A 13,891-nucleotide genomic window follows, 5' to 3' on the forward strand; every position below is an offset into this window, starting at 1 on the left:
GCCCGCACCCCGTTCGTCACCCAACAACTCGAAGGCGCCACCGGCCCCATCGTCGCCGTCACCGACTACATGAAAGCCATCCCCGACCAAATCCGGCAATTCGTCCCCAACGAATTCGCCACCCTCGGCGCCGACGGCTTCGGCTTCTCCGACACCCGCGCAGCAGCCCGCCGCTACTTCAAAAACGACACCCACTCCATCGTGGTCCGTGCCCTTGAAATGCTGGCGCGCCGCGGCGAGGTCGACGTCGACGCCCCGGTCAAGGCGATTGAGAAGTACAAGCTGCTGAACGTCAACGCCGGCACCACCGGCAACGCCGGCGGGGAGGCCTGACAACCCTCCGCAGCAGCAACGGCGGCGGCCCCCTCCACATTGGAGGGGGCCGCCGTCGTCCGTTGCAAAGATGCCTGTGAGCTGTGACGCAGCGCAAAGCGGATTGTAGCCTTCGCACAAATGGAGCTTGCGCGGCGGGGGCCGTATGCTCAAAGAATGCCAGCACCAGCCAGCCCATCGGCCAAGCGGAAACCAACACCGCCGAAGGTCACGCCGGAGAAGTCCGAAACCCTTAAGCAGCTGCGGGCCAACGTCGGCCAGCTTTCCACCACCACCATGCGCAAGCTCGAGCAGTCTCTGCCCTGGTACAGCCGGCTCAGCGCCGACGAGAGGTCGGCGCTGGGCATGGTGGCGCAGAACGGGATCGCGGCGTTCGTCACCTGGTACGAGCGTCCCAGCTCACCGTCGTGGATCCTGACGGATGTCTTTGGGACGGCGCCCACGGAACTGACCCGCTCCATCAGCCTGCAGAAAGCGTTGCAGCTGATCAGGATCGTGGTGGAGGTTGTTGAAGACCAGGTTCCCGTCATCGCGCCGGAGGCCGACCAGCCATCCCTGCGCGAAGCAGTCCTCAGGTACTCGCGGGAAGTCGCGTTCGCGGCCGCCGACGTCTACGCCCGGGCCGCCGAATCGCGGGGATCCTGGGACACCCGGCTGGAAGCCCTGATCGTGGATGCGATCCTTCGGGGCGAAAACACTGACGCGCTCCGTTCACGCATTGCGGCCCTTGGTTGGAAGGCGCAGGAGCGTTTCACGGTCATGGTGGGGAATTCGCCGTCCGAACCCAGCGCCAGCTACGTGAGCGAACTGCGGCGGATGGCCGGGCGTTTCGCAGAGGACGCGCTGGTGGGGATCCAGGGCGACCGGCTGATCCTCATCCTGGGCGGGGTGCAGGACCGCGAATCGGCCTATGTGAAGCTGAGCGAAATGTTCGCACCTGGCCCCGTGGTCTACGGCCCGGAGGCGGGTTCCCTGCTGGAGGCCAGCGGATCGGCGCAATCGGCGTTTGCCGGGCTCACCGCCGCCCGGGCGTGGCCGTCAGCGCCGCGGCCGGTGGCCGCCGACGATTTGCTGCCGGAACGGGTGATTTCCGGCGATGACGCCGCACGGCGTTCCCTGGTCAAGAACATCTACCGCCCCCTCGTGGCAGCGTCCAACGGCCTGGTGGAAACCTTGGGAACCTACCTGGAACTGGGACATTCACTGGAGGCCACGGCGCGGGAACTCTTCGTCCACGCCAACACCGTCAGGTACCGGTTGAAGCGCGTTTGCGACGTAACGGGCTGGGACCCGCTGCTGCCGCGGGAGGCGTTTGTGCTGCAGGCAGCGCTCGTGGTGGGCCGGCTTTCTGCCCCGCCAAAGGCCGCCACGGAACGGCAGGCGTCCCGGAACCAGACATGAGTCATTGTAGACTTCCTACAACCTGACCCCGTGAGCTTGGTGCGGTGAAACACCGCTGGATCACACAGTAATTTGGAAAGCTGGTTACGTGCTTGCAATAGTCTGCCCTGGACAGGGCTCGCAGACCCCGGGTTTTCTGGCCCCTTGGCTGGAACTTCCTTCGGTGGCAGGCCAGCTGGCCGCCCTGAGCGACATCGCGGGGATCGACCTGATCGCCCACGGGACCACCTCCGATGAGGAAACCATCAAGGACACTGCCGTGGCGCAGCCCCTGATCGTCGCCGCAGGCCTGGTCACGGCGGCTTCCCTCTTCGACGTGGAGCTCAATTCCCTCCCGGTCATCCTCGCCGGCCATTCGGTGGGTGAAATCACCGCTGCCGCCCTCGCGGGTGTGCTGACGGAGCAGGAAGCCATGACCTTTGTCCGCGAACGGGCCAACAGCATGGCCGCCGCGGCTGCCGTCACCCCCACCGGCATGAGCGCCGTCGTTGGCGGCGACCCCGCCGAGGTCCTGGCAGCCATCGAGGCAGCCGGCGCGGCCCCCGCGAACGTCAACGGCGCCGGCCAGACCGTCGCCGCAGGAACCTTCGATCAGTTGAAGGTACTGGCCGCGAACCCGCCGGCCAAGGCCCGGGTGATTCCGTTGAAGGTAGCCGGCGCGTTCCACACAAGCCACATGGCACCGGCAGTTGACGCGCTGAAGGCGCTCGAACCGCAACTGAACCCGGTAGCCCCCAAAGTGCCCCTGCTGTCCAACTACGACGGCGGCGAGGTCACCGACGGCGGTGCCGCCGTCGAGAGCCTCATCGCCCAGGTTTCCCGCCCGGTGCGCTGGGACCTCTGCATGGACGCGATGGTCAAGCGCGGTGTCACCGGACTCATCGAACTCGCGCCTGCAGGCACCCTGGCCGGGCTCGCCAAGCGCGGCATGCCCGGCGTCAAGACGGTGGCCGTCAAGACCCCCGAGGACCTTTCCGCCGCCCTGGCACTTTTCGCAGAACTGGAGGGCAACGCATGAGCGTCCCCACGCTGAAGCAGGCGCCCATCCACGAGCACACCCGGATCCTCGGGCTGGGGGCATACCGTCCGGACGTGATCGTCACGAATGAGGACGTCTGCCAGTGGATCGACTCCTCCGACGAGTGGATCCGCCAGCGCACCGGCATCGTGACCCGGCACCGTGCGGCTGCGGACGTCAGCGTGATCGACATGGCTGAGGGCGCTGCCCGCGAGGCCATGGCGAAAGCCGGCATCGAAGCCTCACAACTCGGCGCCGTCATCGTCTCCACCGTGACGCACCCGTACGCGACCCCCTCCGCCGCTGCCAGCCTGGCAGACCGCATCGGCGCTACGCCGGCACCGGCCTTCGATATCTCCGCAGCCTGCGCCGGTTACTGCTACGGCATTGCCCAGGCCGACGCCCTGGTCCGTTCCGGTGCCGCGACGTACGTCCTGGTGGTGGGCGCGGAAAAGCTCTCGGACGTCATCGACAACCGGGAACGCACCATCTCATTCCTGCTCGGGGACGGCGCCGGCGCCGTCGTCGTGGGTCCCTCCGACACCCCCGGCATCGCCCCGTCGGTGTGGGGCTCGGACGGCAGCAAGTGGGATGCGATCGGCATGACCCGCTCCCTGCTGGATGTCCGCGACCTCGGTATGGCGGCCCGACAGTCCGATTCCACCGGCGACCTTGCCCTCCTTGAGGAAGCGCAGGAACTCTACCCCACGCTCCGCCAGGACGGCCAGACCGTCTTCCGCTGGGCCGTGTGGGAAATGGCGAAAGTTGCCCAGCAGGCGCTCGACGCTGCCGGCGTCGAGGCTGAAGACCTGGTTGCCTTCATCCCGCACCAGGCGAATATGCGCATCATCGACGAGATGGTGAAGAAGCTGAAGCTGCCCGAGACGGTTACAGTGGCACGGGACATTGCCGACGCCGGCAACACGTCCGCGGCCTCCATCCCGTTGGCAACGCACCGTCTCCTGCAGGAGAACCCCGGGCTGAGCGGCGGGCTGGCGCTGCAGATCGGTTTCGGTGCCGGGCTGGTCTTCGGCGCGCAGGTAATTGTCCTTCCCTAGATACGCCCAAGGGCCGCGACCGCGACCCGACCGTTTCCGGCAGCCCCTGCCGGCAATACAAGAAAAGGAGCCACCAATGGCTAGCAACGAAGAGATCCTGGCCGGCTTGGCTGAAATCGTCAACGAGGAAACCGGCCTGGCCCCGGAGGCCGTCGAGCTGGACAAGTCCTTCACCGAGGACCTGGACATCGACTCCATCTCCATGATGACCATCGTGGTCAACGCCGAGGAAAAGTTCGGCGTCCGCATTCCGGACGAAGAGGTCAAGAACCTCAAGACTGTCGGCGACGCCGTCAGCTTCATCGCCGGAGCACAGGCCTAATCCAGGCTTTCGCCGTTTCACGGCTTGGCCGGGCTGCCGATCCGGATTGACCGGATCGGCAGCCCGCCGCATCTAACCGGCGCAGTGCCCCCGACCGGGACTGGCCGATCATCAAATGTGCGGGACCCTGCGGTTGGCGCAGGCGGATTCCCCACCGACGAAAGAGTGATCCCATGACGCGCAAAGTAGTCATTACCGGTCTGGGTGCCACCACGCCCATCGGCGGCGATGTACCCACCATGTGGAACAACGCCCTCAAGGGGGTCTCCGGTGCCCGCACCCTGGAGGACGACTGGGTAGCCAAATACGAGCTCCCCGTCCATTTTGCTGCCCGCTGCAGCACCCCCGCGCTGGATGTCCTGAGCCGGGTGGAAGCAAAGCGGATGGACCCCTCCACCCAGTTCGGCGTCATTGCAGCCCGTGAGGCCTGGGCCGACTCCGGCATCACCGAATTCGACCAGGACCGTTTGGCTGTTGCCTTCGCCACCGGCATTGGCGGGGTCTGGACCCTGCTGGATGCCTGGGACACCCTCAAGGAGAAGGGCCCTCGCCGGGTCTTGCCCATGACCGTTCCCATGTTGATGCCCAACGGCGTGGCCGCTGCAGTCAGCCTGGACCTTGGCGCCCGCGCCGGCGCCCACACTCCGGTGTCCGCCTGCGCCTCAGGTACCGAAGCCATGCACCTTGGCCTCGAACTGATCCGCTCCGGCAAGGCGGACGTGGTGATGTGCGGCGGCGCAGAAGCAGCAATCCACCCCATGCCTTTGGCGGCATTCGCCTCCATGCAGGCACTGTCCCGCAGGAATGACGAGCCCGAGCGCGCCTCCCGTCCCTACGACATCGCCCGTGACGGCTTCGTCATGGGCGAAGGTGCCGGAGCCCTGGTTCTTGAGGCCGAGGAGCACGCCCTGGCCCGTGGAGCGCGCATTTACGCCGAGCTGGCGGGTACGTCCGTCACTGCCGACGCCTATCACATCACGGCACCGGACCCGCAAGGCCTCGGCGCCACCCGCGCGCTCAAGGCAGCCATGTTCGACGGCCGCATCCAGGCCGAGGACGTCGTGCACGTCAACGCCCACGCCACGTCTACGCCCGTAGGAGACAAGCCGGAATACACGGCACTGCGTGCCGCCCTGGGCAGCCACGTGGACAACGTGGCGGTATCTGCCACCAAGTCGCAGATGGGGCACCTCCTGGGTGCGTCCGGCGCTGTTGAGGCGGTACTGACCGTCCTGGCCGTGCACGAGCGCAAAGCGCCGGTCACCATCAACCTCGAGAACCAGGATCCCGAGATCCCGCTCGACGTCGTCACCTCGGCCCGCGACCTGCCCGCCGGGAACATCGTGGCACTGAGCAACTCCTTCGGCTTCGGCGGCCACAACGCCGTCGTGGCCATCCGCAGCATCTAGCACCTGTCCGGGAGAAGACCCGGACAGCAGGAGGAGGCCCCGCCGGCTGGCGGGGCCTCCTCCTGTGCTATGGATACATACTTGTCTGGCCGTCCGGCCGAACGACGGCGGTCAGCCCACCTGGTGCAGCCAGCGCACGGGGGCACCTTCGGCAGCGTGGCGGAACGGTTCGAGTTCTTCGTCCCAGGCCTCGCCCAAGGCGAGCGAGAGTTCGTGGTAGACGGCCGCGGGGTCGCCGGAACCGGATTCGTAGGCGTAGCGGATGCGGTCCTCCGACACCATGATGTTGCCGTGCACGTCGGTGACGGCGTGGAATATCCCCAGCTCGGGCGTGTGCGACCATCGGCCGCCGTCCACGCCCTGGGTGGGCTCCTCAGTCACCTCATAGCGCAGGTGGGCCCAGCCTCGGAGGCAGGACGCCAGCTTGGCTCCCGTTCCGGGGGTTCCGGTCCAGGACAGCTCCGCACGGAACATTCCGGGCGCGGCGGGCTGCGGGGTCCACTCCAGGTCCGTCCGCTTGTCCACCACGGCCCCGATTGCCCATTCGACATGGGGGCACAGGGCCGTAGGGGCTGAGTGAACGAACAGCACACCGCGGGTCATTGCAACAGACATTCCATCCTCCATAGCTCTAGGTACGTCTTCCCCAACGACCTCTGCCCGGATGGAACTGCCGTGCCCTGCACTGCGGCGGTGGTTCCCGATATTCAGATGTATCAGATTAAGCTGTGTCCGGACTTGCTGAGCCGCATAAAGCTCAGAGAGCTTCAAGCGAGACTTGAAAGTTGCCGGACGTGACTCTCATTGTGCCGTACCCCGTGGAATTACGCCAGTGCGATTAGCCACACTCTCAGGCCCGGGGGTGTGCCTGCTGGTAGCTCTTCCGCAAGCGGTCAACCGAGACGTGCGTATAGATCTGGGTAGTGGCCAGGCTGCTGTGGCCAAGGATCTCCTGCACGGCACGCAGGTCCGCTCCACCGTCGAGCAAATGCGTTGCAGCGGAGTGCCGCAATGCGTGGGGCCCGGATGCGGAGGTGTCACCCAGGGCACCGAAAAGACGGTTGACCAGGGTTCGGACCTGGCGCTGGTCAATCCGGCCACCGCGGGCGCCGAGGAAGAGCGCCGGCCCGCTGGTGCTTGTAGCCAAGGCAGGGCGGCCCCGCCGCAGCCAATCGTCAACAGCGAGGGCCGCCGGCACCCCGTAGGGCACGGTGCGCTCTTTATTGCCCTTGCCGATGACCCGCAGCGTCCGGCGGTCCGGGTCCAGGTCGTCGACGTCCAACCCGGCAAGTTCACCGACCCTGATGCCTGTGGCGTAAAGGAGCTCCACGACGGCACGGTCCCGCACGGCCAGCGGGTCACCGTCCAGCGCTGATTTTTCGAGCCCTTCCAGCATTCGTCCCAGCTGGGAGGCCTGAAGGACTCCCGGCAGCGATCCTTCACGCTTGGGGGCTTTCAGGCGCAGGGCGGGGTCAGTCTCCAGAAGTTCTTCCCGGAGGGCCCAGGCCGTGAATGCCCTGGCCGTAGCGGACCGGCGCGCCAGCGTAGAGCGTGCGGCGCCCGCCGAGCTCTGGCTGCCGAGCCACCGGCGGAAGGTGCCGAGCTCGAGGTCTTTCAGCCCGGCCGCGCCCTCGGATGCGGCGTGCGCCAGAAGGCTCCGCAGGTCGCCTAGGTAGGCACGCCGGGTGTGCTCCGACACGGCCCGCTCCCCCGACAGGTAGCCGGAAAAGGCGTCCAGTGCCGCGCAGAGTGCGTCAGGCAGTTCTTCTTGGTCCACTCCTACACTTTCTCAGTTTGCCCGCATTCGCCGCAGCCGGACACGGTCAGACCTTGCCTCGTTTCCATCCGCCGCGTTCAGAGACGGCCAGCCCGAGCAGCCCCAGCCGGCCGAGGCCTGCCCGCACCGAGTCCTGCCCCAGCCCGGCCACCGCCGACAGCTTTTCCACCGATGTGGTGGAACGCAGCGGCAGTGCGTCCAGCAGGATCAGGTCCTCCAGGGTCAGCCCGTCCTGCACGGCCGCTGCACCTGTCCGTTGTTCGGGCAGTCCTGCTCCGCTGGGGGCGGCAAGTTCGGCCACTTCCGCGGCATCGGTGACGCAGACCGCGCCGCCGTCCCGCAGGAGCCGGTGGCAGCCCGCTGAGTTGGCACTGTGGACTGATCCGGGGACCGCCCCCACCGCCCGCCCAAGGGTTTCGGCATGGTGGGCGGTGTTCAGCGCACCGGAGCGCCACCGTGCCTCCACCACCACTGTCACTGATGACAGCGCAGCAATCAACCGGTTCCGCTGAAGGAACCGGTAACGCGTGGGAGCTGATCCCGGCGGTACTTCCGCCAGCACCGCGCCCTGGTTGGCTACGGCCCGGAGCAGGTCTTCGTTTCCGGACGGATAGAACCGGTCCACTCCGCCGGCCATCACAGCGATGGTCGGGACGGCGGAGGAACCTCCCGCGAGGGCGGCGCGGTGCGCGTGGGCATCGATCCCGTAGGCTCCGCCCGAAACTACCGTGAAGCCCCGTTGCGCCAGAGAGTATGCCAGATCCCCTGTTACCGCAGCCCCGTAGCTGGTGCTGTCACGGGAACCTACCAGGGCGATGGACAAGGCTGCGCCCGGGAGCGGCTGTTCCTGGCCCCGCCACCACAGGCACAGCGGCTCCTGGATGCCGAGGTCGGCCAACTGCGAGGGCCACAGCTCGTCCGTGGGAATGATCAGCCGGCCCCCCAGCCGTGCCATCGTGGCAAGGTCACGTTCCGGCGCCAGGTCTGGGATCCGGGGCTGCCAGCGCTTCAAAGCTGCAGCCATTCCCGCCCAGTTGCTCGCGCCACTGTCAGCCAGCAACGAGGTGATTTCACGCTCCAGGCCAGCTCCGGCCGTGACCCGCCCGGTGGCAATCCGAAGGGCATCCGTTGCCCCCGCTACATGCACGAGGGCGAGGCCTGCTGCGTCCTGGGGCTCCATGAGGCGGGACAACGCTGCCCGGGCCAACCGCTCGTCAACCTTTGCTGGATCGTTTGCCACGCGCAGTTCCTTCAGTTCGTTCACGTTTGCCGTCCTCCTCAAGCCACCGCCGCGGCAGCCTGCCGCAAGCCAAGAGCCTGTCCGATATCGTTTGCGTCCGGTATGTCCCGCCGGGCAAGGTCAGCCAGGGTCCACGCCAACCGCAGGACACGGTCATAGCCGCGGGCGGTCAGGACCCCGCGCTCCAGGGCCTGGTCCAGGATCCGGGTGGATGCCGGAGCGAGGCGCAGATCACCGCGCAGGATACGCCCCGGGACCTGGGAGTTTGTTTCCAGGCCAAAGCACCGCAACCGTTCTCCCTGCCGCTCGCGGGCAGCCCTGACCCGCCGGGCAACCGTGGCGGTGTCCTCTTCCCCGCCGGCTTGCCCGAACTCGGCCAAGGACACCCTCTCGACCTGCAACTGGATGTCCACCCGGTCAAGGAGGGGCCCGGACATCCGGGCGAGGTACCGGCGGCGCATGACAGGCGTGCAGGTGCAGTCCAGTCCCTTGCCGGAGGCCTTGCCGCACGGGCAGGGATTGGCGGCCAGCACCAGCTGGAAGCGGGCCGGGTAGGCGGCCGTCCCGGCCGCCCGGTGGATCACCAGCTCACCGCTCTCCAGGGGCTGACGCAAGGCATCCAGAACCCGGCGTTCATATTCCGGGGCCTCGTCAAGGAACAGCACACCGCGGTGGGCGCGGGATGCGGCACCCGGCCGCGGAAGCCCTGAACCGCCCCCAATGATGGCCGCCGCAGTGGCCGAGTGGTGCGGGTTCTCAAACGGTGGGCGGCGCAGGAGCTGGACCGAGGACGCCGGCAGGCCGCACAGCGAGTGGATGGCCGTGACCTCCATGGACTCATGGTCGCCAAGATCCGGCAAAAGGCCCGGCAACCGCTCCGCGAGCATGGTCTTACCGGCTCCGGGCGGCCCCGTGAGGAGCAGGTGGTGTGCCCCGGCGGCCGCCACTTCCAACGCCTGGCGCGCGTCGCCCTGACCGGCAACGTCGGCCATGTCGGGACACGGCCCGGTCACCAGGTGGCCGTCGTCGAGATCTTCAGTGTCGTCCGGTTCGAAGTCCAGGGCGAGCTCCTGCGGGTCCGCCCCGAAGTCGAGGGCCAGGCGGGCCAGCGTGCGGTAGCCACGGACACTGGCGCCGGGCACGAGGGAAGCCTCGGCAAGGTTTGCCTGCGCCACCACGACGTCCGGATAGCCGGCTTGTACCGAAGCCATCACGGCGGGCAGTATTCCCCGGACGGGCCGCAGCCGTCCGTCGAGGCCGAGCTCGGCAATGAAGACTGTGCGTCCGGTGGCTTTGACGTCGTTCGATGCCCTCAGCACGGCCATGGTGACCGCGAGGTCGAACCCCGAACCGCGTTTAGGCAGCGACGCCGGGATGAGGTTGGCGGTGATCTTCCTGCGGCTGAGCGGGATGCCGGAGTTCTTCGCGGCAGAACGGATCCGTTCCTTGGCTTCGTTGAGGGCCGCGTCCGGGAGCCCGAGGATGACGAAGGCCGGGAGCGTCTGTCCGATGTCGGCCTCGACTTCGACCACGTAGCCGTTCAGGCCTACCAGCGCGATGGAGTATGTCCGCCCCAGGGCCATCACCCCACCCCCTTGAGGTGCTCCACGACAGGGTGCCCGCCGCCGTCGTCCACCACTGCGATAACGTCCACGCGGCGCAAGGGCATCCGCAGTTCCCGGTCGCGGCACCAGGCGGCACCGAGCCGGTGCAGGCGTGCCAGCTTCTCCGGGCCCACGGCCTCAAAGGGGTGGCCGAAGTCCAGGGAGCGGCGTGTCTTGACTTCAGCGATGACCAGCGCGTCACCGTCAAGGGCCACGATGTCGATCTCGCCCTCGGCGCACCGCCAGTTGCGCTCCACCACCAGCATGCCCAGCGTTTCCAGATAACCGGTGGCGAGGTCTTCGCCGCGCCGGCCCAGCAGGTCCTTCGATTTCATCTCTACCTCCGGAACCAGCTTGGAGGCGGGCGGCCGCAGGGCACAGAAAGGCCCTGCCGTATGTGGACAGGGCCTGTCTGTGGAGGGAAAGTCGGGGAGCTGCTAGTTACCCAGGTCCACGTCCTTGGGCAGGGCAAGTTCTTCGTTGCGCGGCAGTTCTTCGACGTTGACGTCCTTGAAGGTCAGGACCCTGACGCTCTTGACGAAGCGTGCCGAGCGGTAGACGTCCCAGACCCAGGCGTCCTGGAGGGTCAGGTCGAAGTAGACCTCGCCGTCGGCGCTGCGGGCCTGCAGGTCCACGTGGTTGGCGAGGTAGAAACGCCGCTCGGTCTCGACAACGTAAGTGAACAGGCCGACGACGTCGCGGTATTCACGGTAGAGCTGAAGCTCCATGTCGGTTTCATAGTTCTCAAGATCCTCGGCACTCATGCTTCCATCTTGCACCATGTCCGGCGGCGCTGGCGCCGCGGGCAGGACTCAGGCTTGGTCCCGCGCGTCTTCGCCAGGGGAATCGGAGCCCTGCAACTCACCGCCAAGCAGCCGCCAACTGACCCGGTGGTAGGGGGTGGGTCCGGCTGCGCGCAGGACGTCCCGATGCGCTGCGGTGGCGTAACCCTTGTTGATGTCCCAGCCGTAATCCGGGTACTCAAGGTGCAGTTGGCGCATCATCCGGTCACGCTCCACCTTGGCAATGACGCTCGCTGCGGCCACGCTCAGGCACTGCATGTCCGCCTTGACCTTGGTGTGGACGGGCGCTTCACAGGCGGCTTCCACCACGGGCTGGTCGAAGAAGGAGAGCTGCCCGGCCGGGGAGAGCCAGTTGTGGCTTCCATCCAGCAGCACAGCCTCCGGGATGACTCCGGCATCCAGGATGGCCCCCCAGGCACGGGTTCCTGCCAGCCGCAGGGCTGCAATGATGCCGAGCGAATCGATCTCAACGGCGGTGGCATGGCCCACCGCCGCGGCGACGCTCCAGCGCCGCACCAACGGTTCCAGCCGCTCGCGCTCGGCCGGACTGAGGAGCTTGCTGTCACGCACGCCCGCCAGTGGCTTCTGGCGCTCCAGGTCCACGACGGCGATTCCCACGCTGACCGGCCCCGCAAGCGCACCGCGGCCCACCTCATCAACGCCGGCCAGGAGCCGCACGCCCTGGGCCTTGAAGGTACGCTCGTGCCGCAGTGTGGGCGCCTTGGCCCCGCTCGCCGGTTTGGCACCGGCGCGTGTGCGCGGTGTTGCCGCGGGGACGGTGCGGGTGGCGGATGGCATGGTCAGCGGGCCGCCGGTACGTTGCGGAACACGTCCGGGTAGTTGTCCAGGGTCTTGATCCTGTTCAGCGGCCAGGCAATGACCGCCGCCTTGCCCTCAAGGTCCTTGAGGTCGATAAATCCACCGTCGTTTTCCATGTGTGCCCGGGAATCCGCGGAATGGTTCCGGTTGTCGCCCATCACCCACACTTTGCCCTCCGGAACGGTGACGTCAAAGTTGCGGACCTGCGGGACCTCAGCGGGGTTGATGTAGGTCTCGTCGACGGCGGTTCCGTTAATGGTCAGTTTACCGCCGGCGTCGCAGCACACCACGTGGTCGCCCGGCAGCCCGATGACCCGCTTGACCAGGTGCTGGTCCGTGTTGTCGGGCAGCAGTCCCACGAAGGTCAGGCCGTCCTGGACCCATGTGAACGGCCCCTGGGTTTTGGCTGCTGTTGGCGGCAGCCAGCCCTTGGTGTCACGGAACACCACCACGTCCCCGCGGCTGAGCGCAAACGGCTCCGGGACCAGGAGATTGACAAAGATCCGGTCGTCCACATCAAGGGTGTTCACCATGGACTCGGACGGGATGAAGAACGCCCGGAAGAGGAAGGTCTTGATGAGGAAAGACAGCACAACGGCGATGACCACGACGGTGGCGATTTCCTTGAGCCACCCGAGCAAAGGGTTGCCCGCGGCCTTGCCGGCCGGTTTGGATCCGGACCTGCCCTTCCGGTGGGAGGGCGCGCCCGCCTCGGGACTGTCGCCGGGCTCTGCGGAGGTTGGAACGGCCTGGTCTTCTGCGGCGCCGTCATGGCGCGGTTCAGGATTCCGCGCTGGGTTCTCGGGCATTTACCGTCCGTTCTGTGTTGTCGGCCCCACCACTGGCGGCCGTGCTACTGGAGCAAATCTATCAAGGGGCCACAGGATCTGGACCGGCCGGCCAATCACGCGCTCCAGCGGGACCATGCCGCCGCCGGGAGCGCCCAGCAGGCTGCGCGAATCGGCGGATACCGACCGGTGGTCCCCCATCAGCCACAGCCTGCCCTCGGGGACCACCGAGTTGAATTTTTGCGTGCTGGGGGCCTCCCCCGCAAAGATGTACGGCTCATCCAGCGGCACCCCGTTAACGGTGACCTTGCCGCCTGCGTCACAGCAGGCCACGGTATCGCCCGGAAGGCCTATGACCCGCTTGACGTAGGTGGTGTCGCTCCCGGTAAGGCCCAGCCACTGGGTGAGTCCGGTGGCGGCGTCCATCAGCGGTCCCCTGCCGCTGCTCAGGGGCGCGAACGTTCCGCGTCCGTCAAAGACGACGATGTCCCCGCGCCTGATGGGGTCGGCCTGGAAATCCGTGCGGGAGACCAGGATCCGGTCGCCGCCTTGGAGCAGCGGCTCCATGGACTCCGAGGGAATGTAGTAGACATCGAGCCATAAGGAGCGCACCACGCCGCTGATGGTGACGGCAAGGACCAGGGCCAGGAACGCAAAACGCCAGCCCATGGTGCGGGGCTGGCGTTTTGTCTGGTGCATGGTCCGTATCCTGGCGCTGGTGGATTGCTCCGGCGCTTGCCGGCTACGGCCGCGTCCCAGCCAAGTGACAAGTCCGAATGGAACTTACTTGCCGGTGGCGAAGTCGCGCTTTTCCTTGATCTTCGCAGCCTTACCGCGCAGTGCGCGCATGTAGTAAAGCTTGGCGCGGCGGACGTCACCCTTGGTGACGACCTCGATCTTGTCGATGATCGGGGAGTGCACCGGGAAGGTACGCTCCACGCCGACACCGAAGGAAACCTTGCGGACAGTGAAGGTTTCGCGGACGCCATCGCCCTGGCGGCCCAGGACAAAGCCCTGGAACACCTGGACACGGGAGTTCTTGCCTTCGATGATGTTCACGTGGACCTTGAGGGTGTCGCCCGCGCGGAATTCGGGAACATCATTGCGCAGCGAGGCTGCATCGAGGGAATCGAGAATATGCATGGTTGCACTCCTGGTGAACGCCACAGGTCATTCACTTTGGGTCACGGCAGGAAAGTCCGGCCGCCTGGGAGCGGGCCGGATTATTGCTGCCGAAGTAGTGTGGTCCGGCCGCTTCAATGGGTGACGGGGCCGGTTGTCCGGCTGTTGGCCGCGCTACCCCCTGTGGCAGGTGCGGA

At 66.9% G+C, this 13,891-nt stretch carries 15 protein-coding genes and 1 pseudogene; 6 read left to right on the plus strand and 10 right to left on the minus strand.

Annotation, left to right across the window (positions count from 1 at the left end; genetic code table 11):
- The 6 genes and pseudogenes from ACFVVC_RS05060 to ACFVVC_RS05085 all read left to right on the plus strand — a co-directional run.
- Positions 1–333 (plus strand): annotated as a pseudogene (locus ACFVVC_RS05060) (pyruvate dehydrogenase (acetyl-transferring), homodimeric type); the annotation flags it as partial.
- Positions 334–489: 156 nt separating this feature from the next.
- A complete protein-coding gene (locus ACFVVC_RS05065) occupies positions 490–1,734 on the plus strand; it encodes a PucR family transcriptional regulator (protein WP_387449882.1) in 1,245 nt (414 codons plus the stop codon).
- Between the two features lie 88 nt (positions 1,735–1,822).
- The gene (locus tag ACFVVC_RS05070; RefSeq protein WP_387449884.1) at positions 1,823–2,752 is read left to right on the plus strand and encodes an ACP S-malonyltransferase; all 930 of its coding nucleotides are present in this window, start codon (positions 1,823–1,825) and stop codon (positions 2,750–2,752) included.
- Positions 2,749–3,810 (plus strand): beta-ketoacyl-ACP synthase III, encoded by a 1,062-nt coding sequence (locus tag ACFVVC_RS05075; RefSeq protein WP_387449887.1) that lies wholly within the window; start codon positions 2,749–2,751, stop codon positions 3,808–3,810. Before ACFVVC_RS05070 ends, ACFVVC_RS05075 begins: the two co-directional genes overlap by 4 nt.
- Before the next feature lie 76 nt (positions 3,811–3,886).
- A complete protein-coding gene (locus ACFVVC_RS05080; protein ID WP_009359314.1) occupies positions 3,887–4,132 on the plus strand; it encodes an acyl carrier protein in 246 nt (81 codons plus the stop codon).
- 173 nt (positions 4,133–4,305) lie between these two features.
- Positions 4,306–5,541, plus strand: a complete 1,236-nt coding sequence (locus ACFVVC_RS05085; protein ID WP_387449889.1) for a beta-ketoacyl-[acyl-carrier-protein] synthase family protein — start codon at positions 4,306–4,308, stop codon at positions 5,539–5,541.
- 111 nt (positions 5,542–5,652) lie between these two features.
- Here ACFVVC_RS05085 and ACFVVC_RS05090 read toward each other — a convergent pair whose 3' ends face one another.
- The 10 genes from ACFVVC_RS05090 to rplS form a co-directional block, all read right to left on the minus strand.
- Entirely contained in the window at positions 5,653–6,156 is a 504-nt protein-coding gene (locus tag ACFVVC_RS05090) for a DUF3145 domain-containing protein (RefSeq protein WP_387449891.1), read from the minus strand.
- 235 nt (positions 6,157–6,391) lie between these two features.
- Complete coding sequence (locus ACFVVC_RS05095) at positions 6,392–7,318, minus strand: tyrosine recombinase XerC (protein WP_387449893.1); 927 nt, start codon at positions 7,316–7,318, stop codon at positions 6,392–6,394.
- 46 nt (positions 7,319–7,364) lie between these two features.
- Positions 7,365–8,498 (minus strand): DNA-processing protein DprA, encoded by a 1,134-nt coding sequence (dprA, locus tag ACFVVC_RS05100; RefSeq protein ID WP_387450406.1) that lies wholly within the window; start codon positions 8,496–8,498, stop codon positions 7,365–7,367.
- 98 nt (positions 8,499–8,596) lie between these two features.
- On the minus strand, positions 8,597–10,141 hold the full coding sequence (locus ACFVVC_RS05105) for a YifB family Mg chelatase-like AAA ATPase (RefSeq protein ID WP_387450408.1): 1,545 nt from the start codon (positions 10,139–10,141) through the stop codon (positions 8,597–8,599).
- On the minus strand, positions 10,141–10,497 hold the full coding sequence (locus ACFVVC_RS05110) for a YraN family protein (protein ID WP_285244001.1): 357 nt from the start codon (positions 10,495–10,497) through the stop codon (positions 10,141–10,143). The genes ACFVVC_RS05105 and ACFVVC_RS05110 overlap by 1 nt, the downstream gene beginning before the upstream one ends.
- A gap of 102 nt (positions 10,498–10,599) precedes the next feature.
- Positions 10,600–10,926 (minus strand): DUF2469 domain-containing protein, encoded by a 327-nt coding sequence (locus ACFVVC_RS05115; protein ID WP_018759992.1) that lies wholly within the window; start codon positions 10,924–10,926, stop codon positions 10,600–10,602.
- A gap of 48 nt (positions 10,927–10,974) precedes the next feature.
- Complete coding sequence (locus tag ACFVVC_RS05120; RefSeq protein ID WP_387449896.1) at positions 10,975–11,763, minus strand: ribonuclease HII; 789 nt, start codon at positions 11,761–11,763, stop codon at positions 10,975–10,977.
- Positions 11,764–11,765: 2 nt separating this feature from the next.
- On the minus strand, positions 11,766–12,593 hold the full coding sequence (gene lepB, locus ACFVVC_RS05125) for a signal peptidase I (RefSeq protein ID WP_387449898.1): 828 nt from the start codon (positions 12,591–12,593) through the stop codon (positions 11,766–11,768).
- Complete coding sequence (lepB, locus tag ACFVVC_RS05130) at positions 12,594–13,271, minus strand: signal peptidase I (RefSeq protein ID WP_387449900.1); 678 nt, start codon at positions 13,269–13,271, stop codon at positions 12,594–12,596. It abuts the gene before it with no gap.
- Between the two features lie 84 nt (positions 13,272–13,355).
- A complete protein-coding gene (gene rplS / locus ACFVVC_RS05135) occupies positions 13,356–13,715 on the minus strand; it encodes a 50S ribosomal protein L19 (RefSeq protein WP_308930670.1) in 360 nt (119 codons plus the stop codon).
- Between the last annotated feature and the right edge of the window lie 176 nt (positions 13,716–13,891).

Origin of the sequence: Pseudarthrobacter sp. NPDC058196 (genome assembly GCF_042882685.1) — a bacterium.
In the GTDB taxonomy this organism is placed as follows: Bacteria; Actinomycetota; Actinomycetes; order Actinomycetales; family Micrococcaceae; genus Arthrobacter.